The organism is Paenibacillus sp. GCM10012306, assembly GCF_042649265.1.
GTDB lineage: Bacteria > Bacillota > Bacilli > Paenibacillales > Paenibacillaceae > Paenibacillus_AQ.
In genome coordinates, this window is record NZ_JBHRYW010000016.1 from 16676 (window position 1) to 41871 (window position 25196).

The window sequence follows — 25196 nt, forward strand, 5'->3', positions numbered from 1 at the left end:
TCTGCGGGGGGTTCCGCAGCCGGACTCTTTCCAAGGTCGTACTATCTTATATCCATATGATAGCTATAGCCGGGCCGCCGCCCATAATCCACTCCGCAGAATCAATTGACGGAACGGCTCAACCGAGAAAGATGGCAGATGATGCCCAGGCATCAGGTAGACCACACGGCCTTGGCCGAATTCATGACACCAAGCCGCTTCTCTCATTGCGCCTTCATGGAGATAATGAGCCAGCACCGTCGTCTTGAAATGCGGCTGCATTTCAAAATAATACGGCTCGTCATCAATCGTGAAAGCTGCGATGCCCTGCACAATCGGATGCTCTGGCTGCGGGAATTCGATTTGGAGTGACGTATATTCCGGATGGTGGGTGAAATACCCGCCCAGCACCGTGCCGAGCTCCTGCGTGCGCTGCATGGAGATTCCGTTATGTACGACAAGGAGTCCTCCTCCTCCGGCGACAAAGGAAATCAGAGCTGCGGTTTGTTGTGGAGTAAGCGGCTCATCCGAAAATTCGGTATAGGAAATAATGAGTTCATAACCAGCCAGCGTTTCAGGATTCAATGTATCCAGGTCCTCCGTGCAATGTACCTCTACTTCATCTTTGAAAATATTCTCGAATTCACGATCCACATCCTTGAACGGGTGATATTTCACGTTAGAGTAGCTGCCCAGGGCAAGCGCTTTTATAGTAGTCATGTGTACACATCCTTAAGTTAGAATATTTACTCCTTAACTAGAGCCTACCAAGGCCAGTGATTTCCATCCAGATCCAGGTATGCAGGCTCTTCGCCCAAATACTGCTTATGATTCTGTACCAGCGCCATAATCTTGTAGGCCGACTCTTCTGGAGTCGTAGTCGCAAACTCATCGATCTTCCCACCCATATAGGTTTGAAGCCAGCCAGGATGGAAGATCATCACCTGTCCGCCCAGCTCCTTCAGATGATTATGCAGAAGAGAGGACTGCATATTGAGCGCCGACTTGGACATGCAGTATCCGTACATGTTGGTGCGCTTGTTGCGACCAACGCTGCCAGCCTCCGACGAAATGTTAACGATTAATTTCTGTTCGCTCTGGAGTAGCAGCCCCATCAGCGCATTGCTGACTCTCAGTGATCCTAGCGTATTGACATTATAGATTTTCTGCATCGCTTCAATGTCCATATCCACAAGCATCGAAGCATAATCAGAGGATTGAATAATACCTGCATTATTAATGATGATATCAACATGCCTTGTGCTGCTGGCAATCATCCTTGCCGCTCTCTTAACACTGTCGCTGTCTCCAATATCAAGCGGGACCAGTCTCAGCTGATCCGGGTATTGATCCTTAAGCGCTTTCAGAAAATCCGAATCTTCCAGGTATTGACCGGCAAATACCAGATATTGATTCTCTAGCAGCCAGCGGGTAAGAAACAGTCCAAGTCCCCGGTCCGCACCGGTAATACAAGCAACCTTATTCATTGCTTTGGTCACTCCCATTCGTGGTAATTATTTCATTAACCCCCTCACCTTAGCATGCAGTCATGGTTTTTTCAATACCCGCAGGGCCATTCGGTAAAGCGGCCATTACCAGCACGGATAATAATTTTTTTGCTTTAATTTTTAACTATGTTACAATCATGATTACAGGTTGCTAATCACCCTGATAATGCCTTAAATTTAAACAAAAAAACATACAGGAAGGTGATTCATTTGTCTATTCAACAACTGCATACACTGGATGATCTACAACAATATGTTGGGCAGCCAGGCAAGAAGCTGCTCTTCAAGCACAGCACAACCTGCCCGATCAGCGCCAAAGCGCATGAAGAATTCCAAGCCTTCCTTAAGGACTCGGACACTACGGCAGCCATCGTTCATGTTATTGAAGACCGCCCGGTATCCAATCAAATTGCTGAAGATTTCGGCATTAAGCATGAGTCTCCACAGCTCTTCCTGCTTGAAGACAGCGAAGTCCGCTGGAATACATCCCATTGGAAGATCACTAAAGACGCTATCAATGAGGCTGTAAACCAATGAGCGAACAAGTGATTGTCTATTCCACAACAGGCTGCAGCGACTGCAATCTGGTCAAACAATTCCTTACTGAACAAGGTGTTGCCTTTGAAGTAAGAGACATCATGACCAACACTGCTTATCAAGAAGAAGTTGAGAAACTGGGCTTCATGGGCATTCCAGTGACCGTATCCGGTAACCATGCAGTCAAAGGGTTCAACCACCAGGAACTAAAGTCCCTGATTGAATCATCTGCTAAATAATTCAATACATTAAGCAGTATGCTCTTTATACAAAAGGGGATCTCGCAAGCCGTCATCAGGCTGTGGAGATCCCCTTTCTATTTTACCGGACGAGAAGCTTCGGGCCTGTAATCGGCCGCAACCAGCACATCGACATGCCGGGCGGAACGCAGGATTTGTTTGGTCACATCGCCCCGCAGCCAGCGGCGAAGCCAGGAACGTTGGGACTGCCCGATAATGATCTGAGTGCTCTGAAGGGCTTGCGACCTCTCTAGCAGCAGCGCGGCCACGCGGCCCGGAGCCGTACTAGGTATAATTTTGAAAATACCCCCGAGACTTTCTGTCAATTCCTTGAGTTTACGGATGCGCTCCTCCTGAGCTGCGCTCACTTGCTTGAATTCCTGGACATACGTAACGTACCAGCAAGCCTTAAGTCTGTAAGCAATTCGGAAGCCGCGGCGGATGAGCCGCTCGGCCTGATGCCCGAGCGTGATGCAGACATAGATCGCTTCCTTGCGCCGCCAGGGCCCTCGCAGTGATCCGTCGCGCTCCCAGGCTTCCAGACGCTCATCTACATCGTCAGCAATCTCCCGCAGGGCCAGCTCCCGGAGTGCAATCAGGTTGCCGATTTTGAAGAAATTCCCCAGCGCCTGATCCACCTTGGCCATGTCATAAATTTTGCCCTCCTTCATCCGCTCTTGCAGTGCCTCGGGTGTTACATCAATCAGTTCAACCTCACTGGCCTGCTGCAAGATGCTGTCCGGCACGGTCTCCCTTACTCTGACACCGGTGATCTGCTCAATCGCATCATTCAAGCTTTCTAGATGCTGCACATTCACGGTCGAAATTACCGAAATCCCTGCATCCAGCAATTCTATTACGTCCATATACCGCTTTTTGTGCTTGCTTCCCGGTACGTTGGTATGCGCAAGTTCATCCACCAGTACCACCTCAGGGTTGCGGCGAATGATCGCTTCCGTATCCATTTCTTCCAACACCGTTCCCCGGTAATCCATTTGCAGGCGGGGAACGGTATCAAGATCGGCTACCTGTGCCAGCGTTTCCTTACGACCATGGGTTTCTAGTAGCCCAATGACGGCATCGATCCCTCTTTTCAGGAGGTCATTGCCCTCGCGCAGCATCTTGTAGGTCTTCCCAACCCCGGGAGCAGCGCCAATGTAGACCTTGAAGGTGCCCCGCCGAAAATCCTCTATTTTCTCCATCACTTCCTGATTGCTCAGTCTATGGTAAGCGTTCGTCTCCTGATCACTATCGCGGCTCTGCCGGGTTGGAAGCACCCGTTCTCCCTCTACTTCCGCACGATCTGCTACGAAGAATACATCCACATTACGAATCTGCTTCAACAGCGTGCCCGCGATCGACCCTTTCCAAAAGTCCTGCCACGCTGTCTGTTTGGAGTGACCCATAACGATTCGGGTGACCTTATGATCCGTCGCGTACTGCACCAGCAGAAGAGGGATTTCCCTCCTGGACCGGAAGGGGATCTCCTTTATCGAGGCACCGATTTTTTCTGCCAGCTTCCATAATGAGGTCTTAAAGGTAGCAGCATTAGAGGGCATCGTAAGTCCCTGCTTCCAGAACGACACTACTTCAAGCTCTGCGTTCAGTCGCTTGGCAATCTGCTGTCCACGGCGAATATGAATAGAGCCATTCCAGTAATACTGCGCGGAGACCAGCACTTTCTCAGCAATGCGGACCCTGCCCTGAAGTCCCTGCTCCTTCTGGTGCTTCTCCAGGGAGTCATTCACATCTTCGGCTACAAGGCGGAGCGCCAACTCACGCAGCTTGCCCAGGTTACCTTTATTGAACAGATGAGTGTTGGCTTCTCCGCCGACATGACCCTCGGACAAGCGCTGAAGAATCTTCTCTGGGGTCACATCCACCAGGACCAGCTCATCGGCCAAGGCAAGCACATTTACTGGAACAGAATGCTCCACCTTCATCCCCGTCCATTGCCGGGCCAGTTCCGCCGCTCCTTCCACTTCGTAGACATTCACTGTGGTAATGACACTGATGCCATGGCTCAGCAAATACTGGATGTCCTCAAGCCGACCTACCCGCTCGGCTCCCTCACGGTTCAGATGTGCTGCGCCATCCGTGAGCACAACCTCCGGATTGCGCTGCAAGATGGCTTCCATATCGAGATCCTTCTTCTCTATCCCCTTCTTGTGCCAGTGAATGCTGGGGATCCGCTCCAGATCACGGAGCTGATCCAGCGTTTCCGGGCTTTGGTGGGTGGAAACCGCACAGGTCACCACATCAATCCCCTGTGCTCTCAGCATCTGCCCCTCGCGCAGCATCTGGTACGTCTTGCCCGACCCGCTTGCCGGGCCGATGTAAATCTTCAGACGGCCGCGGTGCAATTCATATAAGGACAGCAGCAGTTCCTCTGGTGTTTTTCGCCGGTATGTTCCCATGCAGACCCTCTCCCTTGCATGGCTCATGCATCCCTGCCCGTTCACAGACGCCCCGTGCAGGGATGCTGACCTCTGACTTTATTCTATGGCTTCATCGCTTTTCTGCACATCCAGATTCAGTTCCAGTACATTCACACGCTCTTCGCCGAACAAGCCCAAATCGCGCCCTTGGGTATGCGCTGCTACAAGCCGCTCCAGCTCTGCAGCCGGAATTCCCGTCAGCTTGCTGATTCGTGGAATCTGCACAGCCGCCGCAGCCAGGGAGATATGGGGGTCAAGCCCTGATCCCGAGTTGGTCACTAGATCCACGGGCAGCTTATTCAAGGCAACATCGGGGTTGTCTTTCTGCCACTGCGCGATAAAATCCTTCGTACGCTTTAGCATATCTGGATTGGAAGGTCCATAGTTGTTAGAGCCAGAAGCCTCGGCTTTATACTCGATGCTAGATACCCGGCTGTGGAACAGACGCGGATCTGTAAAGTTCTGACCAATCAGTTTCGAGCCAACAACGTCACCAGCTTCATTTTTAAGTAGACTGCCATTAGCTTGGGAAGGCATGAGCACCTGGGCAATAGCTGTCGTAGCTAGTGGATAGACCACACCGCACAGAACAATGAAAACCAGAGCAAGCCGCACAACGATAAAAACATTAGCGTTTTTCATAACATCCTCATCCTCTTCCTGATATAATCAGCTGCTAGATCCACACACTTACAATCATATCAATCAGCTTAATGCCTACGAACGGTACAACCACGCCGCCAAAGCCATAGATAAAAAGGTTGCGGCCGAGTAGTCTGGACGAGCTCATCGGCTTGTAGGACACGCCCCGCATAGCGAGAGGAATCAACAGCGGAATGATGATCGCATTGAAAATCAGCGCAGAGATGATGGCCGAGCTTGGCGAGCCAAGTCCCATGACATTAAGAACCCCCATCTCCGGAATCGCCAGGGTGAACATGGCCGGAATAATAGCAAAATACTTGGCGATGTCGTTCGCGATACTAAATGTCGTCAACGCACCGCGCGTCATTAGCAACTGCTTCCCGATTGCGACCACCTCAATAATCTTCGAAGGATCTGAGTCCAGATCGACCATATTGGCCGCTTCCTTGGCGGCTGTAGTACCACTATTCATCGCCAGCCCAACATCTGCTTGAGCCAGTGCGGGTGCATCATTCGTACCGTCACCGGTCATAGCCACCAATTTACCTTGTGACTGTTCACGGCGAATGACTTCAATTTTATCCTCTGGGGTGCTTTCGGCAATGAAATCATCGACTCCCGCTTCGCGAGCAATGGTAGCAGCAGTCAGCGGATTATCACCGGTACACATAATCGTCTTGATTCCCATCTGCCGCAGCTCTTCGAACCGCTCCTTCATACCGGGCTTGACGGTATCCTTCAGATAGATGAGTCCATAGATGCGGTTGTCTACGGCAACTGCAAGCGGAGTACCTCCCAACCGGGCAATGTCATCAGAACGGCTATCCAGGTCACCCGGAATCTGTCCACCCTTTGACAATACCCATTTTTTCACGGAATCAACGGCTCCCTTACGCACACTGCGTCCGTCACGAAGGTCGATGCCACTCATCCGGGTCTCGGCCTTGAATTCCACAAATTCGCCGCCGTCTCCAAGACTGCTGTCATAGCTGCGTTCCAGCTTCTTGGCAAGTTCAATGACGGACCGCCCTTCAGGCGTCTCGTCCTTCAGAGAGCTTATCGCCGCCCAGGCCGTTAGATCGACTTCCGTCTCTTGGCCCACCGGCACAAATTCACTCGCCATCCGGTTCCCGAAGGTAATGGTTCCGGTCTTATCCAGGATCATCGTATTGATGTCTCCGGCAGCTTCCACCGCTTTCCCGGACATAGCGAGCACGTTGAACTGGGTGACCCGGTCCATACCCGCTATGCCGATCGCCGAGAGCAGTCCGCCGATTGTTGTCGGGATCAGGCAGACCAGCAGGGCAATCATGACCGGAATATCAAGCTCAATGTTCAAGTATCCCGCTATCGGCCGCAGGGTAACGACGACAATCAGAAAGATAATCGTCAGACTGATCAAGAGTGTGTTCAGCGCAATTTCGTTCGGCGTCTTCTGACGTTTGGCCCCTTCCACCAAGGAGATCATCCGGTCCAGAAACGATTCCCCCGGATCACTTGTAATCCGCACCTTAATCTCATCGCTCACGACACGTGTACCGCCGGTAACAGAACCAAAATCGCCGCCCGCTTCTTTGATGACAGGTGCTGACTCACCGGTAATGGCCGATTCATCTACTGAAGCCAGTCCCTCAATGACCTCACCGTCACCCGGGATAAGTTCCCCTTGGCTGACGACCACGATATCGCCTTTGCGCAGCTCAGAGGAAGAAACCGTCTTGGTCGCTGTTCCCACCAGTTTATTGGCCGTAATATCCTGTTTGGTCTTCTTCAGTGAATCTGCCTGGGCCTTTCCGCGGCCTTCAGCGAGGGCTTCTGCGAAGTTGGCGAACAGAACGGTAAACAGCAAAATGCAGAATACCGTAATGTTGAAGCCCATCGACTGCTCAGCATGAAAGTATCCGGGTACCAGCACCATAAACAGAACGATGATGGTACCGATCTCGACGACGAACATGACTGGATTCTTCATCAGCGTCACCGGGTTCAATTTCACAAAACTATCTTTTACAGCGCTGAGGAGTATCGGTCCGGTCAGCAGCTTTTTTCTTTTGGCAGTACTCATCTTGTTCTCCCTCTCTTTCAAAGCTTTGCCTAGCAAAGCTAGCTATGGACAGCCACTGCTTACCGCAAGGTCAAGTACTCAGCAATCGGGCCAAGCACAATGACTGGTAAAAAGGTCAACGCACCGATGATCAGAACCGTACCAATCAGGATGCCGGTGAACAAGCCATTATCTGTCCGGAAGGTTCCGGTCGTCTCTGGTACAGTGTTCTTGCGCAGCAGGGACCCGGCAACCGCCAGCATAGCGATCACAGAGACGTATCGGCCCAGCAGCATAACGATCCCGGTCGTTATATTCCAGAAGGAGGTATTGTCCACCAGTCCCTCAAATCCAGATCCATTATTCGCGGCCGAAGAGACATATTCATATAACACCTGGGTCAGGCCATGAAAGCCCGGATTGGTAATTGAGCCTTTGCCCAGCTCGGTCAGGAAGGCCCCCGCGGTCGGTACCAGGATTATGAGCGGGTGAATCAGGATCGCGATAGCGATTAGCTTCATCTCCCTGGCTTCGATCTTCCTTCCGAGGAATTCCGGAGTTCTGCCGACCATAAGTCCACTCAGGAAAACACCCATAATCGCATACATCAGCATATTAATCAGCCCGACACCCTTGCCGCCAAACACATTATTCAGCATCATGAGCGCCAGCGGTGTAATTCCGCCGAGCGGTGTCAGCGTGTCATGCATATTGTTAACACTGCCTGTGGTCGCCGCGGTTGTCACCGTAGTGAACAGGGAGGATTGCGGTATACCAAAACGAACCTCCTTGCCTTCCATACTGCCCTGCGAGGAATCGATACCGAAGGCGTTAATCGCCGGATTCCCACGGGTCTCAGCATAATAGTTCAGTCCCAGCAGCAGCACGAAGAGCGTCATCATCGCGGTAAAAATCACCCAGCCCTGACGTTTGTTTTTGGCAAACAAGCCATACGTATATGGCAGAGCCGCAGGCAGCATCCACATCGAGAGAATTTCCAGCACGTTCGTAAGCGGACTTGGATTCTCGAAAGGATGAGAGGAGTTGGCCCCGAAGAAGCCACCACCGTTCGTCCCAAGATGTTTGATCGATTCCAGCGAAGCCACAGGCCCTATCGCAATATGCTGCACCTGGCCCTCAAGTGTAGTGACCTCAAGCGTCGGCTTCAGCGTCTGCGGCACATGCAGGCCGACCAGAATCAGCGATACCAGCAATGCGAGAGGCAGAAAGATCCGCACATGTGCTTTTACAAAGTCTTCAAAAAAGTTCCCCACCAACTCCCGCCCCGTGATCCCTCTGACAAAAGCGATCGCCACAGAGAAGCCGCTGGCAGCAGAGGTGAACATCATCATCGTAATCACAGCCATTTGCGAGAAATACGACAGGCCGGTCTCTCCGCTGTAATGCTGCAGATTCGTGTTCGTCATAAAGCTGATGACCGTATTGAACGTAAGCGTCTGCTCCATATCTGCGATTCCATTCGGGTTAAGCGGCAGTCCCTGCTGCACCCGCAAAATGATATAACTGAAGGCTACCAGCACGATATTTGTTAAAATAAAGCTGAGCGCATATTTCTTCCAGGACATTCCTTCGCGCTTCTTCAGCCCAATGAGGCGATAGATGCCATTCTCTGTACGACCAAACCATTTATCCGTACGGTTAGGCTCACCTGAAAATACATGATATACATAGGTGCCCACTGGCTTCACCAGAAGCAGCAGGATTACGATCACAACGACCATTTGCAGAATGCCCATGAATGTCCCTCCTTAGCAAGGCTTCTATTTCTGTTCTTATTTCTCGCGTTAGATATAGCTAAAATTTCTCCGGGTTAATCAGCGCATAGACCAGATAGATGAACAGCAGCAAGGTCACAGCAATAATCACAATCACCGCTCATTCCCCCCTGCATCCTCGACTACACCTGAACACCATTGTACAAATCCATAGAACAAGCCGTACGTAACGGCCAGTGCGGCGATCATATACAGATCCAGCATCGTTTCCAGCCCCTTTTGTTATCCCTGATCACAGGAAGTTTGGTCCACTAAAAAAACGGCATCCCCGCTGTGGGAATAGATGACATAACTTGCGCCCAGTCTTGTATAGACCAATCTGGGGTTCAAGGAAGTGGTAATTACAAAGATGGGCTGTGTTGTCCAGGCCCGGCACATTTGGATGTAACGACAACACAGCGGGAAACTGCTCTCGAACAAATACACCTTGCCTACAGGAAAGGATGGACGAAACCACGTTTTCTGATGGCGAGTATCTACTAAAACAGTGTTCTCAACTCCCAATTCCTCTAAACGGGTCTTTTCCTCTTGATTGTTCGTTAGTCCAGCTACCTGAATGCCTCTGAATTTCAATATCTTGATAAAATGCTCGCCAGCCTTTGTAGGTGCGCATACCAGCACATATTCCATCTGATCCGCCATATCTCTTATCCCCTCCTGCTCTTGCACAACAACAAGGAGGCAACGAAAATCTCCGAAAGGAACGTGACCTATCGTCATTTTCGGGCACAGCCGTGTGTGGCTGTGTCACGTCACCAGACGCTGCCTTACAAGCGTTTTGCTTATAAAAGCACAGCAAAAAACCACAAAGGATCTCCTCTGTGGCTCGCTAACGGTCACATTGCACTCATCCTCTCTCCATACGCTTACGAGGTTAGCTGACGGATTCGGGCGGTGAGAGTCGCCCTACCCATACAGATGCATGACTAGCTGCATCCATACAGGATTCACCCCATAACCGGCTTCCGACTCTCACATCGGCTGCCGATTGTTGGTTCCCCCGCTTTCCTTGACGGAAATTAAGCGGATCAACTATTCGGTTGTGGTTGAAACAGATGTAATCATACTCTCATGCAGGAATTCTTGTAAAACGCCAAGGATGCCAAAATAATGCATAAAGAAAACCCTTTTCATATTGGGTAGCGTTTTCTTAATGTTCAATCTCTCTATTTCTCCTATTTTCACGTTTTTGTCACGATTATCGAATTTTTTATATATTTCGGGGTTGTTTTTCCCAAAAGCGCGGAACTCCAAGATTTTGACACGTCTTCCGCTCAAATACGAAAAGAGGGGCTTGAGGAAGATAAATGCCTCATAACGGCTAATAAACATGCTTTTAGTCCACTTTCTTTCCCTTGGTTGCCGGAATTCCGTGGATAGACGGTACTATGAAATAATTTCTCTTTTTACAAAAGGAAGTCGTGCGGCGTATGATTCGGATTACGATTACACATGTATCCGGGAACGACAACAGGTTCAGAACTGGAACGCCCAGCGCCTATTATTCCATTCTGTAAACCGTGAATAGAAATACAGCCCAGCTTACTGTTGGAACATCTCCTTACTTCTGAATTTGTACACCATATAAAGCATCAGCGGAAGGACTAGCGCACAGGTGAAATCCCAGAAGATATAATAGTCGACAATATAATCGAAATATACGGTATTGGTCGTGATCGCAAACGCCAAACCAAAGACGAGCATGCCGCCAGGAATCGACAACGGACGATAATCACGCAACTTGAAGAGCTGAGCGGTCCCGAGCAGGAAAGCATAGAAGTCCAGAATAGTCTTGAAAAATGTCGATAAAATCCAATTGATAGCCAGTATGGCCTCCACTCGCTGTAGAAAATTCCCCACGTTGATTTTTTGTGCGGCAGCATAGGTAGTATAGAGATAGCTGGAGGCCAGATTCGGTCCAATCACCAGCAGGGCCAGCAGAATAATAGAGCAGATAGCCATCCCTCCAAGGAAAACCCCGATCAAATAATCTCTTTCCGTAGTCTTGCTGGTAACTACATAGGGAAGAAACATCAGCACAGCATTCAGTTCACAGAACGTGAAGGTACTGCTGTATAATGAACCATGTGTAATGGCCCGAAGTCCCTCACCCATTATAGGTTGGAGTCTGGATAATTCGGCCTGGGGAAGCAGCAGAAAGAACAGGGCCAGAAACAAAAAGATATACAGTGGGAAAAAAGTCTCTCCCGACCGGGCAATAGCTTCCAGTCCACTCTTGGTCCCCCACACCAACGTAATGATCATCATGAAGTGAATCGCATTGATGGGCGTCTCCGTAAAAATCTGCGTAGTGAGAAAATCACCGGCTTCCCGAAGCAGCATCGCGGTAGTGACCAAATAGTAGTACAGGTAAAATAAAGAAATCAACCCCCCAATCCATCTCCCCAAGAGGCGCCGGTTGTATTGAATAATCGTCAGCTTGGGAAACAGGCGGCTGAACCGGTACAGAAACCAGGCAATCGGCCATCCGATCAAGAGGCCTATTCCTCCGGAGATCCATCCATCTTGTTTAGCCGCGGATATCGTGAGTGAGGGCAGAATCAACAACATATCGCCAATAATAAAGTAGATGACCAGCACAGCAAGTTGTCTGGAGCTGATTCTCCCATTTTCCATGCCTCAATCATCCTTTACCTGTAGAATGTACTCCATCCATCGATACAAAGGTTTGTAGATCAGCTCAGGAACCCGCATCGGACTAGGTGTCTGGATTCCTTTTAAAGCCACAATACTGACGATTGCCCCGGCAACCAGCATGACTATGAAAATTAATGTTTCACGCGCCCAGCCTTTCTTAATCAAGGGAGGGAGCTCGAAAGCAGCGATGGCAAGGGAACAAAAACCGACGACAATGGTCGTAAGAGTCATGTCTATTTCTCCTTCATCCGGCGCTCAATCGAATTAGCAATCATGCCAGTGTTACGAATATGAGCATCCACCTTGTACACCACTTTTAGATGGGGGAATTCATCATCCCACTGTGACTCTAACTTCTTCCACAGCTTGGGGTAGGCATTATAAATCACCTGTCCAAAACCGAAAACATCGACTTTATAACGGCGCTGGACTGCTTCAACCGATTGCCTCATCAAATCCTCAAGATCCTGTTCTCCAGCAACTTGCAGCTGTTCTAGCACCATTGGATCATTGATGTTCAGACTGCACTCCAATTCCCCGATGTTGCTTTCCACTTTGGCGCTGATCTCAATGACAGGTTTACCCGCCTCCAGGCGGCTTTTCATTTCCGTGTGTGAACGGATAATTTCAAGACTGATATACTTGCCATCCGGACATTTCAAATGCCCTGCTGTGCTGCTAACCGTGTTCCTAATATAGTTATAGCCTTTACCTTCATCTTTGGTCATCCATCCAATCAGCTTGTCATTGCGGAAGACTGCCATGCCTGAATACCCCAGTTTTACCGGATGATCGATAAGTCTCATATCCTCAGATTTAGTATCCCTACTGTCATTCTCCAAAAGGGAAATCCCTGGCAGCACAGGACTCATTCCCGTAGTCATGAGTTGGTCAATCAACGTGTCAACAGTCACCGCAGCTACCGGTGCCCAAACCTTGTTTGAAGTATCCAGTGAGTAGAATAACGCCTCCGCGGGGATTTTCTCCAGCGGTGTCAGGACTTTCAGAATATTTTCCGCAGAGGCATCCCTAGCGATTAATACATAATAATCCGGTCTTGTCTCCGGATTACGCACCAGAATATCTATCACTTTGGCAATGCCGTCCCGAGCCACCTCCTCACTTAGAACCAGTGTCCTGATGTGGGCAGTATAGATCTTTCGGGGGCTCGTTTCTGTCAGCTTGCGGAAGGCCTCAAAGAGGGTCGGTGCCACCGTCTTATAAACCGCCACCGGAGTATTTTGCTTACCTGTACGGCCATTCACCTGATCCGGTATAACCACCTGTACGGTCAATTGGTACTGATCATTAGATTTATCGATTGCGATGCCCGACACAATGCCTAGTTCATTCAATTCCCGGCGGCTCCAGCACCCTGTCAACAGCACAAGGATCATTACTGCCGCTAAAATCCCCCCTGTAATACGCTTCATGGATGCACCTCAACGATAGCTATTTATTTGCGTGATTGCCGCACCAGGTTCTTGCGATTGTACATCTTCGGCCGTTTGCGCATAGCTGGCCAAGGCAACCGGAACAGCGAGTCTTTCTGAGCATCCAGATTAAACGGAGCCAGCGGACTCAGATAAGGAACGCCAAAGGAACGGAGCGTATTCAGGTGCAGCACCAGGATAATAACCCCCACCAGAATCCCGAATAGCCCAAATGAAGCAGCCAGCCCCATTAATACGAACCGGATCATTCGCACAGAAATGGACATTGTATTCGCCGGAATGACATAACTCGAAATCGCCGTAATAGACACGATAATGACCATCGCCGCGGAGATAATACCCGCTTCTACCGCAGATTGCCCAATGACGAGTGTGCCGACAATGGATACGGCCTGACCCACCGTTCTTGGCATCCGTATACCGGCTTCCCGCAGAATTTCATAGACGATCTCCATCATTAGCGCCTCAATAAAAGCCGGAAAGGGGACACCTTCCCGCTGCGCGGCCAGATTCAGCAGTAGATTCGTGGGCAACATCTCCTGATGAAAGGTTGTAATAGCGATGTAGAATGACGGGGCGAGCAAGACAATCAGAAACGACATAAAGCGAATCATCCGAATCAGGGTGCTAATGTCGGAGCGCTGATAGTAGTCTTCCGGTGTCTGCAAGAAATGAACAAAGAGTGCTGGAACGAGCAGGACAAACGGCGTACCATCTATGATTATCGCTACTTTCCCCTCCAGTATTCCCGCCACGATCGTATCGGGGCGCTCACTGTTGTATACCGTAGGGAATGGAGTGGCGGTCTTGTCCTGAATAAATTCCTCGATATAGCCGCTCTCCAGAATACCGTCGATATCGATAGCATCCAGTCGGTTACGTACTTCCTGAAGAATTTGCCCGCTCACAATATTTTTCTGATACATAATAGCGACACTGGTCTTGGTTATTGTGCCAATCGGATGGATTTCAAGCCATAACTGCGGGTCCTTGATCCTCCGGCGGATCAGTGAGATATTAGTTTGAATATTCTCGGTAAAAGCATCCATCGGTCCACGAATGCTCGGCTGGGAGGTCGGTTCGCCCACGGTCCGGTCTTCGCGTCCGGTCACCCCGATGCGGAGCCCTTCCGCATATCCGTCGAGCAAAAGAATGGCATCTCCTGACAAGAGATGTGTGAACAGCGTGTCTATCCCATTGAGATAGCTAATGTCACCCACGGTAAGGGCTTTTTCCTTCAAATAGATCAGCGGGGCGTCCCTGAAGGATGACTCCTGCTCCGGTTTTAACGCCCCCAGATTCGTCAGCGATTTCAGCACAGCTGTCTGGATCATCGTGCGATCAGCCAGACCGTTCATGTATAGCAAGGCCACTCCCCAATGGTCAGCCAACACCATCTCTCGAACAATTAGATCCGGACTGTCCCCCAATGCTTCCCGTATCGAGCGAATATTGTTGTGCAGATCAGCGTCCAGCAATTTCCCGGAATCCGATACCAGTTGCATGGAAGCCACCTCTCATTTAGCAAAATTAGGTTGCCCTTATTGTGACCCGCGTGGCAAGGGAGTATACGTCAATGCATGGGATGATCCGATAGTAGAGGCTTTTAGGGTAAAAAAAACGGAGCCACATTATAGTAGGCTCCGGATCGTACTATTCATATCCATTCAGCAAATATCATTATTGTTTCTCTTTCTGACGCAACTTTCCGTACTGATACAGCCCATATACCGCGCCCACTGCACCCAAAATTCCCATTCCGATCTTGAATCCCAGCCGCAGCCCGGAATCTCCGGGGTCCATCTGAACACTTAAAAAACAGAGCATGGAGGAAAAGAACAGGAACGTACCGATCTGGTATTTCTCTTCATTGGTCTTCTGAACGTTTTTTGCATTCATTATCATCAATCCCCTTTCGGATATGGGTGAAACCAAATCAAATTTTGTAAGCTTTCATTGCTTTTCTGATTTCCTTAATGCTAGGACGCTTACCGTACATCAGGACACCGGTGCGGTAGATCTTCGCGGCCAGCCAGCCAAAGAAGAACGTCGTGACCAGGAGAATTGCCAGCGAGACGATAATTTCCCACAATGCTATACTCCCCACACCAATTCGCAGCAACAGCGTCAATGGAGAGGTGAACGGTACAAAGCTCGCTACCTTGACTAGCAGGGTATCAGGACTAGCGATGCTGAACAACGGGATGTAGAAAGCTGCAAAGCCCAGCATCATAATCGGCATAACCGCCTGACCAAGATCCTCAGTACGGCTGACAATGGAACCAACAGCTGCGTACATTAAGGCGAAGAGGAAGTAGCCTAGAATATACAAGATGATGCCATATGTCAGTAAACCAACATTAAACTGACTGAAATTTAAATCAAAGTCGCTCATAATTGTCGCATTATGCGGCAGTTTCAGATTGGCGGCAATTGCCGCGGCGATAATTACAATTTGCGTTAATCCAACCAGGAAAATCCCGATAACCTTTCCGAACATCTGCGCCAATGGTGAAGCGCTTGTGATCAGAATCTCCATAATACGAGAGCTTTTTTCCGAGGTAACTTCTGCGGCAATCATATTGCCTGTCATCATGATAGACATAAAGAACAGGATTAAAAGCACATATACTATCACGTAATTGATAGCGGGATGGGATGGTTCCGCTTCTACCTCACCTGTAGTGCTAATCTGCTTGGTTCCAATCGCTACCGGCGTATTCATCGCGCTGATCTGCTCTGGCGTCAGTTTATCTCCGGCGATAAGCTGTGCGTTAACCTGCTGCAATGCCCCTTGCAGATAGGACTGCACTTCCCCTTTCAGCTTGCCATCACGGCTGAAGTAAGTTACTTCTTGCAGACCTGAAGCGGATGCTGTTCCCAGAGAGAGGTAACCCTGCACCTTCTCATCGTCCAGCGCTTTTTTTAGCTCCGGATCATCACTAGCAGCATAAGAATTCAGTGTAATTTTCGGAATCCCTGCCGGAGGATTATAAGCCTTAAGCAGTTCTGCTGCCGGATTTCCGCCCTCGGCTACGAGTCCAATCACTGCGGCGCTTCCTGCCGTACCACTAGCGCTATCATCACCCTTGAACAATTTAATCATGTACGGGATATTCATCCCGATACTGAGCAGCAATACGATAATCAACGTAGTAATCATGAATGATTTCGTTCTTACTTTATTCCTAAAGGTAAAGCCGATAATTGTCCCCATCTTATTCATTGGATTCACCCACCGCCCGGATAAAGATTTGGTTTAATGTCGGTTCCTTGATTTCAAAATGCTCTACTTCGCCCTGCCCGATGGCCTGCTGCAAAATACGCTGTGCGGCGTCAATCTCGCTGATCGTTAGCAGATAACCCCGTTCCTGCCGTTTCACAGCCGTTACGCCTGCAATAGACTCCAGACCGGAAACTTCACCAGGGGTGCGAAGCAGCACTTGCTCGCGTGGATAACCCTTCTTGATCTCACGGATCTCACCTTGCACCACGGTATTGGAGCGATCGAGAATGGTGATATTGCGACAAAGCTCTTCAACATGCTCCATTCGGTGTGTGGAGAACAGGATACTCGTACCTTGATCACGTAATTCCTTAACGGTATCTTTGAGCAGTTCGACATTTACAGGGTCCAGGCCACTGAAAGCCTCATCGAGAATGAGGATTTGAGGTTTATGGACAACCGCAGCGATAAAGCCCATCTTTTGCTGATTTCCTTTGGAAAGCTCTTCAATCTTCTTGTTGTAATATTCAGGGACTTCGAAGCGGTCCAGCCAGTAGCGTAGGCTCTTGTCGGCCTCACTCCTTGACATACCACGAAGCTGGGCGAGATAAGTAATCTGGTCACTAACCTTCACCTTTGGATACAATCCACGCTCCTCCGGCAGATAGCCCATGATGCGCTGAAGCTCACTGTTAAATGATTTTCCATTGTAGAGAATCTTGCCTTCATCGGGATAAATCAGGCCCAGCACCATACGCATGGTTGTTGTCTTGCCCGCACCATTGGCGCCAAGCAATCCATAAATTTCCCCTTCACTTACCTTCAGGCTAATTTGATTTACAGCGGTTTTCTCTCCATACTGCTTCACTACTTGCTCCAGCTTCAAAGCTTCCATTTTCAGTCCCCTTTCTTGTCATCAACCAGAATTGGACGATATCCCTGTGTCCATAAGCCCAAAATCTCATCCAACTCCAGCACGCGGTTCTTAAGTACCTTTACGCCCATATGGTGCAAGCGTTCCTCGATTTGCTCAAATTGTCCGGTAATGAACGAGGCCACCCCTTTGGCATCCATTGCATGATTCAGTGTTCCTGGCAGCTCGGCAGACAGTTCCGCAAGTTCCTCTGCATCCGCCACGTTCACCCATACCTCGCTCCAAGCCCCAAACAGGCTATCTTTATCTGCCATGCCTAGCAGTTGGCCTCTGTGCATAAGCACAATATAATCGGCCAGCCTTCTTACCTCATCGACAATGTGAGTGGAGATCAGGATCGTCGCGTTATGCTGATCCATATATTTGCGCAAGGCCTCTATCATAGCTTTCCAGGCAAAAGGGTCCAGTCCGGAAGAAGGCTCATCGAGCAATAGCAACTGAGGCTTTGCAGCCAGAACTGCAGCAATCTCGAACTTACGGCGCTCCCCCTTGGACATTTTGCCCAGCTTGATATTCCGTGGAACCTCAAAGGTATTCATCAGTTCCTGAAAGTAAAGCTGATCCCACTGTGGGTACCAGTGACTGCGGAAGGCTGCGGCCTCCTCGGCACTCCAGTGATTCTCTTCGGTTAGTGAGTTCTCTGGCACATAAGCTATAGTCTGGCGCACCTCCAGCGGTATACCTTCGCTATGGGTTTTGTCGAACCAGAGAATTTCACCCTCCTCGGGATGCGTCAGTTGGAGGAGCATTTGCAGCAAAGTGCTTTTACCGGAGCCATTTTGACCGACAAGCGCGATGATATGTCCCTGCGGCAGGCCCAGATTAAGCGGTCCAATCGTTTTATTGCGCCTTTTTTTGCTTACATTTCGCAGCTCAATTGCCAATTGTGCCATTTCAGTCCTTCCACCTTTCATTCCTGACTTTTATATTTACGCTCCACGATTTCCTTAAACAGCTCGACAAGCTCTTCCCTCGTGCATTGGACCGAATGCGCAACATCCACCGCGGTCTCCAGCGCTTTTGTCACAGCATCCCGCTTATAATTCTCTCTCGCACCTTCCCCGACATTAGAGACGAAGGTACCTGTACCCTGCCGCGTCCGCAGCAGCCCTTCATTTTCCAAGTCCTGATAGACCCTGCGAACAGTAATGACACTACATTTCAAATCTCCGGCAAATTCACGTATCGAGGGAAGCAATGTTCCCTCTGCGATCACCCCGCTAATAATCAGCGACCTTAGCTGTGTCTCTATCTGGTGATACAGCGGCTCTGCGCTGTTCTCATCAATTTGCACCGGTATCCACACGATTTACACCCCGCTTTTCATTCCGGCAAGCCGAAATGCTTCCTTGCAATTTTAGCCTTTTCATATGAAGTTCCGCCTTTTCAGCCGGTGTAGCGTCCATTTAGAGATTACCTGTAGGGCGACCAACCCCACCAGCAGCATCACCCACATCACCGGAGATAACAAGCCCCATTCCTTCGAGCTTTCTATGGTAAAGATGAATAAATTGCCACCCGATATCCTGATGATCACCGCTGTCGCCAGCGAGAGGCCCATGATGAGCATGGTTAGCCAGCTGTAGGCTTTTCCACTGAACAAGAACTCAATGTAGATATACACGCTTGCAATCATCAAACCATAACCAATCCAGGTAAAGGCGAAGGAAAGATATTGAATCCAGTTCAAGTTCGCTTGAACATGTTCACCAAAGGCGTAGATAAGTCCGAAGAACAGGATGCCATTCATGCCGAAGGACAGGAAGGACTGGATCTTTCTTTTGTTCACAATAACCTCCAGCGGGATAGGGAGACTCTTCAGATACATGAGCATCTTGGTGTAGGAATCCTCGCTCCAATATTTCATGGATCTGCGGGAATATGTGAATCCTAGTATCGGAACTAAAGTCAGCAGTATGAAATCTGATATGACATTCCGATCCCTCCCACCCAGCGAGTCATTCAGAACCAGTGTTGCCAAACCGCCCAGATATCCCATAAAAAGAAGCGAAAATGCTACCGGGAACAAGATCTTTAACTTAGCCCCACGAAAATCGCCCCGGATAATGAACCAAGACTGCTTAAATGTCCTCATAAACAGTTACCTCGCTTTAGCATCTCAATTTGAAGAGCAATGAGTTATGCACTGTGTTGCCTGTGCTTACTGTATATATCTATATACACAGTATATGTCCTTTATTTTCCATCGTCAACCTTTATTTCTAAATAATTTACAGCCCATCCTCCTGACCATATAAAAAACCGGACACTCCCATGTCCGGTTCGCACCTTTATTATTTGATAAATCTGAATTGTTAAAGTCTACGGTTGTTATATGATGTGACAAATTTAGACAAAAAATCGAATAATTCTCTTATAATTACTATACAGTAATATACAAATGACCTATAATACTTACATAGTATCATTTGTATGCATAAATGCGAAACAGACCTATATTTGGCACTAAAAATGTCGCATAAGCCATATTGTACGACTTTTTTTCTGCTGTATTTGTTTTGTTTTCGTACAGTTGGCACACTTACTACTGATCAGGTGAGGGGTTGCCAAGAGGTTGAGGAGGGAGAATAAGTTGGGGGAATTAGCCGCACTAGTCAAAAAGGTGCAAATTGCTCTAACAGAAGAGGCCCATGTGAGCATTTGGATGAATTCTTTGCGGGACAAACATCCGGAAACGCACAGGCATTCCATTAGAGTAGCCATGATGGCAGAGGAACTAGCGGGCTCCATGCAACTAATAGAGAAAGAGAAAAACATTCTGATAAGAGGATGCTTTCTGCATGACATCGGCAAGTCTCTTATTCCCGTGGAGATTCTTGACCAGCAAGAACCCTTAACGGAGGAACAGTGGAATGTCTTGAAGCTGCACCCGTTGCTCGGAGCCGAGCTTGCCAAGGATTTCCCCGGTATAGACAGCAGTGTGACCGACGTAATTCGGTATCACCATGAACGATGGGATGGCAAGGGTTACCCCTACGGACTGAAAGGTGAGGACATCCCCTTTCTTGCTCGGGTCTGTTCGGTTATTGATGCCTATGACGCCATGCAATCCTTTCGCCCTTATCGGGAACGAACCTCCATCCAACAGGCTAAGGATGAACTCCGCGCTCACGCCGGAACACAGTTTGACAGTCAGATCGTAGATCAGTTCCTGCTACTCACAGATCTGCAATTGACTGTATAGCTAGGACCATTCAGTAGGAGAGCGGTCTCATAAAGAGTGTACATAATCTCTGCCTGATAAAAAACAGGCCTGGGGCTGCATGCTTCCGGGCAGGAAACATACAAATCCGCTAGGCCTGTTCCGCTGGCGTCTATGCGCCCATAATGACTTCCCATACCGGCTTCGTATGACCGCCCGGATACAGCATGTACAGCAGTACATACACCGTTACGCCCGTAATGGCGGTAATGAACCAGATTACTGATGTTACTCTTCCCCATTTGCGATGCTTGGCATACTTCGCCTTGAACCCCAGCGTAAGCGTAGTTAACCCGAATACGGCAGCCACAGTGGCGAGCACAATATGGAAGATCAGAAACACTTGATAAATGGTCTTCAGTTCGTCCGGTCCACCCCATGAGGTGTTTCCCACAAACAGCGTTCTTGATACATACACGATAAAGAACAGCAGAGCAGCGACAGCGGCAGCAATCATTGTGTTCTTGTGCGCCTCGCGTTTGCCCTTAATGATGAGTCCCCAGCCAATCGCCACCAGCACCGCACTAATTACGATGAACGATGTACTGATCGTTGGAAACAACGTAAAAATATCCATGATTATCCTCCTTGGCAATGCCAGCTATGCACGGTTCAAACGGCCCCTTCCAGCTTGGAGGAGGTCTCGGATGTTTCCCCATCGTCTTTCCCGTTCTCTTTTTTATACCAATGATAGAACACATAAGCAAGCATAGAGGCAAAAATAAATTCCTGAATGAACTTCATGGCAATGCCGCCTACCTGCTGATCCACCTTAGGCGACAGCCATCCGAAGAACGTTGGACCCCCAAATGCCTTCAAGAGCGTAGCAGAATCACCGGATACACAGTAGCCCATAGCCTTGGCCCAAGCATCAGGATCACTGTACGTGGCATAGAGCGGCTGGTCCGCAAAAATAATCAGTCCACAAGCCGGCGTCAAGAGCACCATATTAAGAAAGATAAAGCCGATTTTTCCGAGTCCCGAGGCCATCTTGTGTTCCGGTAATGGGTTAATCAAGGTCCACCACATCAAGGCAGCTGTCAGAAAGAGAATTATATAATAGAGACGGTGAACCGTAAAATGCAGCATCACATAGTCGTGAATCACCGGCACGTGGTACAGCGAGAATAATCCGTTGAACAGCAGCGCCGCCACCACCGGATGCGCCAGAAACGACAGCCCCCGCAAAGGGTTGACCTTCAGGGCAGCCCGCCAAATCCAGACGGGAATCCCTAGCATGATCAGGGGAACTGCAACCAGATAAGACAAAGCCATACTTAACATATGAAAAGAAAACATGATATGCCCCAGTAAGCTAACCGGTCCTCCCTGAGCCAAGTACAGCGCCACCATCCCGCATACAAACAGTGTTCTACGGAAGAAGGATACCGGCGCAGCACCCGGAAACCGTGACGACAGCGGTCCAATCAACACAAAATAGGCTGCTGTAACCAGCAGCATCCCCGCCAAAAACAACGGGCTCCATAAATCAGCAAAGCTAAAATACTGTAATCCTAGCATCTCTTATTTATGCCTCCTTGGCAGGGAAAGCGGGTATAAGGTAATCGTTCGCGTGTCCATAATGCCAAAAAGAGGGGGCATGAACTGCCCGCCTCTTCCGCAACTTCCCTTTAGTCCCACCATACCCAGTAGAGTGACATGATAATACAAGTACCCGCTACAAAAAAACCACCGATCATGAACAGGATGGGCAGCATATGCCCTTTGTCCTTCAAGTGCATCCAGTACCCCATCTGCACAAACACTTGCAGCACTGCCATTATCAACAGGAGAATCACCGCAAACGCCGGATTGACCCCTCCTGCAGCCACTGCTGCGAAAGCAATCAAGGTCAGTACAATCGAGAAGATGAATACCACAATATGCTTTTGTGGCCCTTCATGCCGGTAGCGGTGCTTGACTCCGCCTTGCGGTGTATGTTGATCTGTCGTCATGAGCTAGCCCACCTTTCCGAGCAGATATACCACTGTGAAGATGAATACCCAGACCACGTCGATAAAGTGCCAGTACATGGCGGATACATAAATCTTCGGCGCAGTGATCACATTCAGTCCCTTGCGAGCCAGTTGAGCAATCAAAATTCCGATCCAGACAATCCCAAAGGCAACGTGTGCACCGTGGAACCCAACCAAGGTATAGAAGGCAGAACTGAATGCGCTCGTGGTCATTCCGAACTTTTCATGTCTAACGTATTCGCTGAACTCATAAATTTCCAACCCCAAAAAACCGAGTCCCAGCAAGACGGTCAGCAGTAGCCAGTTCCGCAGCACAGCCGGACGATTCCGGTGCATCGCCTGAATGGCGAATACACTCGTCAGACTGCTCACTAGCAGGATGAACGTGGCCGCTGCAACCAGTGGCAGATGAAACAGCTCATTCGCCGTCGGGCCTTCATTGGTCTGATTGCGCAGGGCCAGGAAGGTGGCGAACAAGGTACCGAAGAGTACCGCTTCCCCGCCCAGGAATAACCAGAAGGCGAGCACTTTATTGCGTCCCTCCAGGGTCGCTTTTTCCGGTTCGTGCGGAAGCGTGCCGTTAGCCGCCTCTGCGTGTGCCGTTGTCATACCATCCTCACCCCTCTTCCAGCTCTTCAGGTTCAATATGCCAGCCGTGATCATCGAACACGGAACGCAGCACCATCGACCCGAATGTAATGAGAAGCCCGATTGCCGTTACAATATAATTATTGAAAATAAAGCTCATAAACGCGTTGCCGAAATCATCCTTGCTGAACATAAACCCAAGTCCCGCAATGAAGATTCCCACGGACATGACGAACGGCAATACCGTTGCGGAAGGCATGTGAATGGAACCGACCGGCTCCGCAGGCGTCATCCCTTTATGTCCGGCTGTTTTTTCTTTCCACAGGGCATCAATACCGCGTACTAGTGGCGTTTGTTTGAAGTTATACTCTGGTGGCGGAGAAGGAATGCTCCACTCCAACGTACGACCGTCTTCCCACGGATCATCTGGAGCACCCACAGGCTTTCTGGAAGTCAGGAATACATTGGTCAGGAAGATAATCGTTCCCACACCCATCAGACCCGCACCGATCGTACTGATCAGGTTCAGAAGATCGAACTGCTGGTTCGGCAGGTATGTAAAGACCCGACGCTGCATGCCCATTAGTCCAAGGAAATGCTGCACAAAGAACGTCATGTGGAACCCAAGGATGAAGGTCCAGAACGTCCACTTGCCGAGTCTCTCGCTTAGCATGCGTCCGAACATCTTCGGCCACCAGTAATGCAGCCCACCGAACAGGCCGAGCACCAGACCGCCTACGATAACATAGTGAAAGTGGGCGACGACAAAATATGTGTCATGGAACTGAAAATCAGCGGGTGCAGAGGCCAACATGACCCCGGTGACACCGCCCATTGTAAAGGTTGGAATGAAGCCGGCTGCGAATAGATTAGGCGTGGTAAAACGCACCTGACCACCCCACATCGTGAAGAGCCAGTTGAAGATTTTGATTCCGGTAGGTACGGCAATAAGCATCGTTGAGACCGAGAACAGTGCGTTCGCGACCGGTCCAAGACCTGTAGTGAACATATGATGCGCCCAAACCATGAAGCCGAGGAAGGCGATCAGAATCGTAGCGAAGACCATCGAGCTGTAACCGAACAGACGCTTGCGCGAGAAGGTCGGTATGATCTCGGAGATAATCCCGAACGCAGGCAGGATCAGGATGTACACTTCGGGGTGTCCAAAAATCCAGAAGATATGCTGCCAGAGCACCGGGTTACCGCCTGCACCCACCTCGAAGAAGTTGGCTCCAAGAATTCGGTCAAAGGTCAGCAGTACCAGGCCCACCGTAATGGCCGGAAAAGCGAAGAGTATAATAGCGGAAGTAATAAATGTAGTCCAAGCGAACATCGGCATCCGCATGTAGGACATCCCTGGCGCACGCATTGTGATAATCGTCGCTAGGAAGTTAATGCCCCCAATTAAGGTGCCCAGACCCGCGATTTGCAAGCCAATGGTGTAAAAGTCTACCCCGTGTGTCGTACTATACGTGCTGGTAGACAATGGTGCATAAGCCGTCCAGCCAGCATCAGGCGCACCGCCCATGACCCAACTTAGATTGAGCAGCAAGCCCCCGAACAAGAAAGTCCAGAAGCCAAGCGCATTCAGAAAAGGAAAAGCAACGTCGCGTGCCCCAATCTGGAGCGGAATAACCGCATTCATCAGGGCGAAGATAATCGGCATAACGCCAAGGAAGATCATTGTAGTTCCGTGCATCGTAATCAGCTCATTGAAGAGCTGGGCGTTCAGAAAGGTGTTCATCGGCTTGATGAGCTGAATTCGGATCAGGATTGCTTCCAAGCCACCGATGCCAAAAAACAAACCTCCGGCCCATAAATACAGAATTGCAATTTTCTTGTGATCGACGGTGGTGATCCAATCCATCAGTCCGGTGTGCCGCTTGACGGTGTGACCATGCTTCAACGGCTTGGAATGGTTCAGGACAGGAGCTGCTTGAGCCAAGATTCG

General features: G+C 49.6%; 27 protein-coding genes and 1 riboswitch. Of the genes, 3 read left to right on the forward strand and 24 right to left on the reverse strand.

Features of this window, described 5'->3' with window-relative positions; genetic code table 11:
- Positions 1-63 precede the first annotated feature (63 nt).
- Both ACFORK_RS25780 and ACFORK_RS25785 read right to left on the reverse strand, forming a co-directional pair.
- Positions 64-699: a ThuA domain-containing protein gene (locus ACFORK_RS25780; protein ID WP_379204520.1), complete on the reverse strand. Its 636-nt coding sequence runs from the start codon at positions 697-699 to the stop codon at positions 64-66.
- Between the two features lie 44 nt (positions 700-743).
- Positions 744-1466 carry an SDR family NAD(P)-dependent oxidoreductase gene (locus ACFORK_RS25785; protein WP_379204522.1) on the reverse strand — a complete coding sequence of 241 codons (723 nt, stop codon included), beginning with the start codon at positions 1464-1466 and terminating at the stop codon, positions 744-746.
- A 231-nt stretch (positions 1467-1697) separates the two neighbouring features.
- Between ACFORK_RS25785 and ytxJ the strand changes: the two genes are divergently transcribed.
- Positions 1698-2024: a bacillithiol system redox-active protein YtxJ gene (gene ytxJ, locus ACFORK_RS25790; RefSeq protein WP_379204524.1), complete on the forward strand. Its 327-nt coding sequence runs from the start codon at positions 1698-1700 to the stop codon at positions 2022-2024.
- The gene (locus ACFORK_RS25795) at positions 2021-2263 is read left to right on the forward strand and encodes a glutaredoxin family protein (protein ID WP_379204527.1); all 243 of its coding nucleotides are present in this window, start codon (positions 2021-2023) and stop codon (positions 2261-2263) included. The genes ytxJ and ACFORK_RS25795 overlap by 4 nt, the downstream gene beginning before the upstream one ends.
- A gap of 77 nt (positions 2264-2340) precedes the next feature.
- Here ACFORK_RS25795 and ACFORK_RS25800 read toward each other — a convergent pair whose 3' ends face one another.
- The 17 genes from ACFORK_RS25800 to ACFORK_RS25880 all read right to left on the reverse strand — a co-directional run bounded on the left by ACFORK_RS25800 (position 2341) and on the right by ACFORK_RS25880 (position 19553).
- Positions 2341-4680, reverse strand: coding sequence for a universal stress protein (locus tag ACFORK_RS25800; protein ID WP_379204529.1), 2340 nt, complete (start codon positions 4678-4680; stop codon positions 2341-2343).
- Positions 4681-4758: 78 nt separating this feature from the next.
- A complete protein-coding gene (gene kdpC / locus ACFORK_RS25805) occupies positions 4759-5343 on the reverse strand; it encodes a potassium-transporting ATPase subunit KdpC (protein ID WP_379204531.1) in 585 nt (194 codons plus the stop codon).
- Positions 5344-5377: 34 nt separating this feature from the next.
- Positions 5378-7411 carry a potassium-transporting ATPase subunit KdpB gene (gene kdpB / locus ACFORK_RS25810; RefSeq protein WP_379204534.1) on the reverse strand — a complete coding sequence of 678 codons (2034 nt, stop codon included), beginning with the start codon at positions 7409-7411 and terminating at the stop codon, positions 5378-5380.
- 59 nt (positions 7412-7470) lie between these two features.
- Positions 7471-9147 carry a potassium-transporting ATPase subunit KdpA gene (gene kdpA, locus ACFORK_RS25815; protein ID WP_379204536.1) on the reverse strand — a complete coding sequence of 559 codons (1677 nt, stop codon included), beginning with the start codon at positions 9145-9147 and terminating at the stop codon, positions 7471-7473.
- Positions 9148-9205: 58 nt separating this feature from the next.
- Positions 9206-9283: a K(+)-transporting ATPase subunit F gene (gene kdpF / locus ACFORK_RS25820; RefSeq protein ID WP_379204670.1), complete on the reverse strand. Its 78-nt coding sequence runs from the start codon at positions 9281-9283 to the stop codon at positions 9206-9208.
- Positions 9284-9408: 125 nt separating this feature from the next.
- Complete coding sequence (locus ACFORK_RS25825; protein ID WP_379204538.1) at positions 9409-9828, reverse strand: hypothetical protein; 420 nt, start codon at positions 9826-9828, stop codon at positions 9409-9411.
- A gap of 205 nt (positions 9829-10033) precedes the next feature.
- Positions 10034-10222: riboswitch (cyclic di-AMP (ydaO/yuaA leader) on the reverse strand.
- Positions 10219-10518, reverse strand: a complete 300-nt coding sequence (locus tag ACFORK_RS25830; protein WP_379204540.1) for a hypothetical protein — start codon at positions 10516-10518, stop codon at positions 10219-10221. (Overlaps the previous riboswitch by 4 nt.)
- Positions 10519-10728: 210 nt before the next feature.
- Positions 10729-11823, reverse strand: coding sequence for a GerAB/ArcD/ProY family transporter (locus ACFORK_RS25835; RefSeq protein ID WP_379204543.1), 1095 nt, complete (start codon positions 11821-11823; stop codon positions 10729-10731).
- A gap of 3 nt (positions 11824-11826) precedes the next feature.
- Complete coding sequence (locus ACFORK_RS25840) at positions 11827-12075, reverse strand: hypothetical protein (RefSeq protein WP_379204545.1); 249 nt, start codon at positions 12073-12075, stop codon at positions 11827-11829.
- Positions 12076-12077: 2 nt separating this feature from the next.
- Positions 12078-13277 (reverse strand): Ger(x)C family spore germination protein, encoded by a 1200-nt coding sequence (locus ACFORK_RS25845; protein ID WP_379204547.1) that lies wholly within the window; start codon positions 13275-13277, stop codon positions 12078-12080.
- Positions 13278-13300: 23 nt separating this feature from the next.
- Positions 13301-14803 (reverse strand): spore germination protein, encoded by a 1503-nt coding sequence (locus tag ACFORK_RS25850; protein ID WP_379204550.1) that lies wholly within the window; start codon positions 14801-14803, stop codon positions 13301-13303.
- 175 nt (positions 14804-14978) lie between these two features.
- Positions 14979-15197, reverse strand: coding sequence for a hypothetical protein (locus ACFORK_RS25855; RefSeq protein WP_379204552.1), 219 nt, complete (start codon positions 15195-15197; stop codon positions 14979-14981).
- A gap of 37 nt (positions 15198-15234) precedes the next feature.
- Positions 15235-16524, reverse strand: a complete 1290-nt coding sequence (locus ACFORK_RS25860) for an ABC transporter permease (protein WP_379204554.1) — start codon at positions 16522-16524, stop codon at positions 15235-15237.
- Positions 16517-17419 carry an ABC transporter ATP-binding protein gene (locus ACFORK_RS25865; RefSeq protein ID WP_379204556.1) on the reverse strand — a complete coding sequence of 301 codons (903 nt, stop codon included), beginning with the start codon at positions 17417-17419 and terminating at the stop codon, positions 16517-16519. The genes ACFORK_RS25860 and ACFORK_RS25865 overlap by 8 nt, the downstream gene beginning before the upstream one ends.
- 2 nt (positions 17420-17421) lie before the next feature.
- Positions 17422-18351 carry an ATP-binding cassette domain-containing protein gene (locus ACFORK_RS25870; RefSeq protein WP_379204558.1) on the reverse strand — a complete coding sequence of 310 codons (930 nt, stop codon included), beginning with the start codon at positions 18349-18351 and terminating at the stop codon, positions 17422-17424.
- Between the two features lie 17 nt (positions 18352-18368).
- Entirely contained in the window at positions 18369-18764 is a 396-nt protein-coding gene (locus ACFORK_RS25875) for a GntR family transcriptional regulator (RefSeq protein WP_379204560.1), read from the reverse strand.
- A gap of 60 nt (positions 18765-18824) precedes the next feature.
- Complete coding sequence (locus tag ACFORK_RS25880; protein ID WP_379204562.1) at positions 18825-19553, reverse strand: ABC-2 transporter permease; 729 nt, start codon at positions 19551-19553, stop codon at positions 18825-18827.
- A gap of 498 nt (positions 19554-20051) precedes the next feature.
- Between ACFORK_RS25880 and ACFORK_RS25885 the strand changes: the two genes are divergently transcribed.
- Positions 20052-20663: an HD-GYP domain-containing protein gene (locus ACFORK_RS25885; protein ID WP_379204564.1), complete on the forward strand. Its 612-nt coding sequence runs from the start codon at positions 20052-20054 to the stop codon at positions 20661-20663.
- Between the two features lie 130 nt (positions 20664-20793).
- Here the strand turns inward: ACFORK_RS25885 and ACFORK_RS25890 are convergent, their stop codons facing one another.
- From ACFORK_RS25890 to ctaD, 5 genes are all read right to left on the reverse strand, one after another.
- Positions 20794-21258 (reverse strand): DUF420 domain-containing protein, encoded by a 465-nt coding sequence (locus tag ACFORK_RS25890; protein ID WP_379204566.1) that lies wholly within the window; start codon positions 21256-21258, stop codon positions 20794-20796.
- 35 nt (positions 21259-21293) lie between these two features.
- Positions 21294-22202, reverse strand: a complete 909-nt coding sequence (gene ctaG / locus ACFORK_RS25895) for a cytochrome c oxidase assembly factor CtaG (protein WP_379204568.1) — start codon at positions 22200-22202, stop codon at positions 21294-21296.
- Between the two features lie 110 nt (positions 22203-22312).
- Positions 22313-22636, reverse strand: a complete 324-nt coding sequence (locus tag ACFORK_RS25900; RefSeq protein ID WP_379204570.1) for a cytochrome C oxidase subunit IV family protein — start codon at positions 22634-22636, stop codon at positions 22313-22315.
- 3 nt (positions 22637-22639) lie between these two features.
- Positions 22640-23266, reverse strand: a complete 627-nt coding sequence (locus tag ACFORK_RS25905; protein WP_379204572.1) for a cytochrome c oxidase subunit 3 — start codon at positions 23264-23266, stop codon at positions 22640-22642.
- Between the two features lie 7 nt (positions 23267-23273).
- Entirely contained in the window at positions 23274-25112 is a 1839-nt protein-coding gene (ctaD, locus tag ACFORK_RS25910; RefSeq protein ID WP_379204672.1) for a cytochrome c oxidase subunit I, read from the reverse strand.
- Between the last annotated feature and the right edge of the window lie 84 nt (positions 25113-25196).

What these genes read in the sequence shown, in the direction of transcription:
- ACFORK_RS25780 (WP_379204520.1), bottom strand. Translation starts at nt 699, where the DNA reads ATGACTACTATAAAAGCGCTTGCCCTGGGCAGCTACTCTAACGTGAAA.
- ACFORK_RS25785 (WP_379204522.1), bottom strand. Translation starts at nt 1,466, where the DNA reads ATGAATAAGGTTGCTTGTATTACCGGTGCGGACCGGGGACTTGGACTG.
- ACFORK_RS25795 (WP_379204527.1), top strand. Translation starts at nt 2,021, where the DNA reads ATGAGCGAACAAGTGATTGTCTATTCCACAACAGGCTGCAGCGACTGC.
- ACFORK_RS25800 (WP_379204529.1), bottom strand. Translation starts at nt 4,680, where the DNA reads ATGGGAACATACCGGCGAAAAACACCAGAGGAACTGCTGCTGTCCTTA.
- kdpC (WP_379204531.1), bottom strand. Translation starts at nt 5,343, where the DNA reads ATGAAAAACGCTAATGTTTTTATCGTTGTGCGGCTTGCTCTGGTTTTC.
- kdpB (WP_379204534.1), bottom strand. Translation starts at nt 7,411, where the DNA reads ATGAGTACTGCCAAAAGAAAAAAGCTGCTGACCGGACCGATACTCCTC.
- kdpA (WP_379204536.1), bottom strand. Translation starts at nt 9,147, where the DNA reads ATGGGCATTCTGCAAATGGTCGTTGTGATCGTAATCCTGCTGCTTCTG.
- ACFORK_RS25825 (WP_379204538.1), bottom strand. Translation starts at nt 9,828, where the DNA reads ATGGCGGATCAGATGGAATATGTGCTGGTATGCGCACCTACAAAGGCT.
- ACFORK_RS25830 (WP_379204540.1), bottom strand. Translation starts at nt 10,518, where the DNA reads ATGTTTATTAGCCGTTATGAGGCATTTATCTTCCTCAAGCCCCTCTTT.
- ACFORK_RS25835 (WP_379204543.1), bottom strand. Translation starts at nt 11,823, where the DNA reads ATGGAAAATGGGAGAATCAGCTCCAGACAACTTGCTGTGCTGGTCATC.
- ACFORK_RS25840 (WP_379204545.1), bottom strand. Translation starts at nt 12,075, where the DNA reads ATGACTCTTACGACCATTGTCGTCGGTTTTTGTTCCCTTGCCATCGCT.
- ACFORK_RS25845 (WP_379204547.1), bottom strand. Translation starts at nt 13,277, where the DNA reads ATGAAGCGTATTACAGGGGGGATTTTAGCGGCAGTAATGATCCTTGTG.
- ACFORK_RS25850 (WP_379204550.1), bottom strand. Translation starts at nt 14,803, where the DNA reads ATGCAACTGGTATCGGATTCCGGGAAATTGCTGGACGCTGATCTGCAC.
- ACFORK_RS25855 (WP_379204552.1), bottom strand. Translation starts at nt 15,197, where the DNA reads ATGAATGCAAAAAACGTTCAGAAGACCAATGAAGAGAAATACCAGATC.
- ACFORK_RS25860 (WP_379204554.1), bottom strand. Translation starts at nt 16,524, where the DNA reads ATGAATAAGATGGGGACAATTATCGGCTTTACCTTTAGGAATAAAGTA.
- ACFORK_RS25865 (WP_379204556.1), bottom strand. Translation starts at nt 17,419, where the DNA reads ATGGAAGCTTTGAAGCTGGAGCAAGTAGTGAAGCAGTATGGAGAGAAA.
- ACFORK_RS25870 (WP_379204558.1), bottom strand. Translation starts at nt 18,351, where the DNA reads ATGGCACAATTGGCAATTGAGCTGCGAAATGTAAGCAAAAAAAGGCGC.
- ACFORK_RS25880 (WP_379204562.1), bottom strand. Translation starts at nt 19,553, where the DNA reads ATGAGGACATTTAAGCAGTCTTGGTTCATTATCCGGGGCGATTTTCGT.
- ACFORK_RS25890 (WP_379204566.1), bottom strand. Translation starts at nt 21,258, where the DNA reads ATGGATATTTTTACGTTGTTTCCAACGATCAGTACATCGTTCATCGTA.
- ctaG (WP_379204568.1), bottom strand. Translation starts at nt 22,202, where the DNA reads ATGCTAGGATTACAGTATTTTAGCTTTGCTGATTTATGGAGCCCGTTG.
- ACFORK_RS25900 (WP_379204570.1), bottom strand. Translation starts at nt 22,636, where the DNA reads ATGACGACAGATCAACATACACCGCAAGGCGGAGTCAAGCACCGCTAC.
- ACFORK_RS25905 (WP_379204572.1), bottom strand. Translation starts at nt 23,266, where the DNA reads ATGACAACGGCACACGCAGAGGCGGCTAACGGCACGCTTCCGCACGAA.
- ctaD (WP_379204672.1), bottom strand. Translation starts at nt 25,112, where the DNA reads ATGGATTGGATCACCACCGTCGATCACAAGAAAATTGCAATTCTGTAT.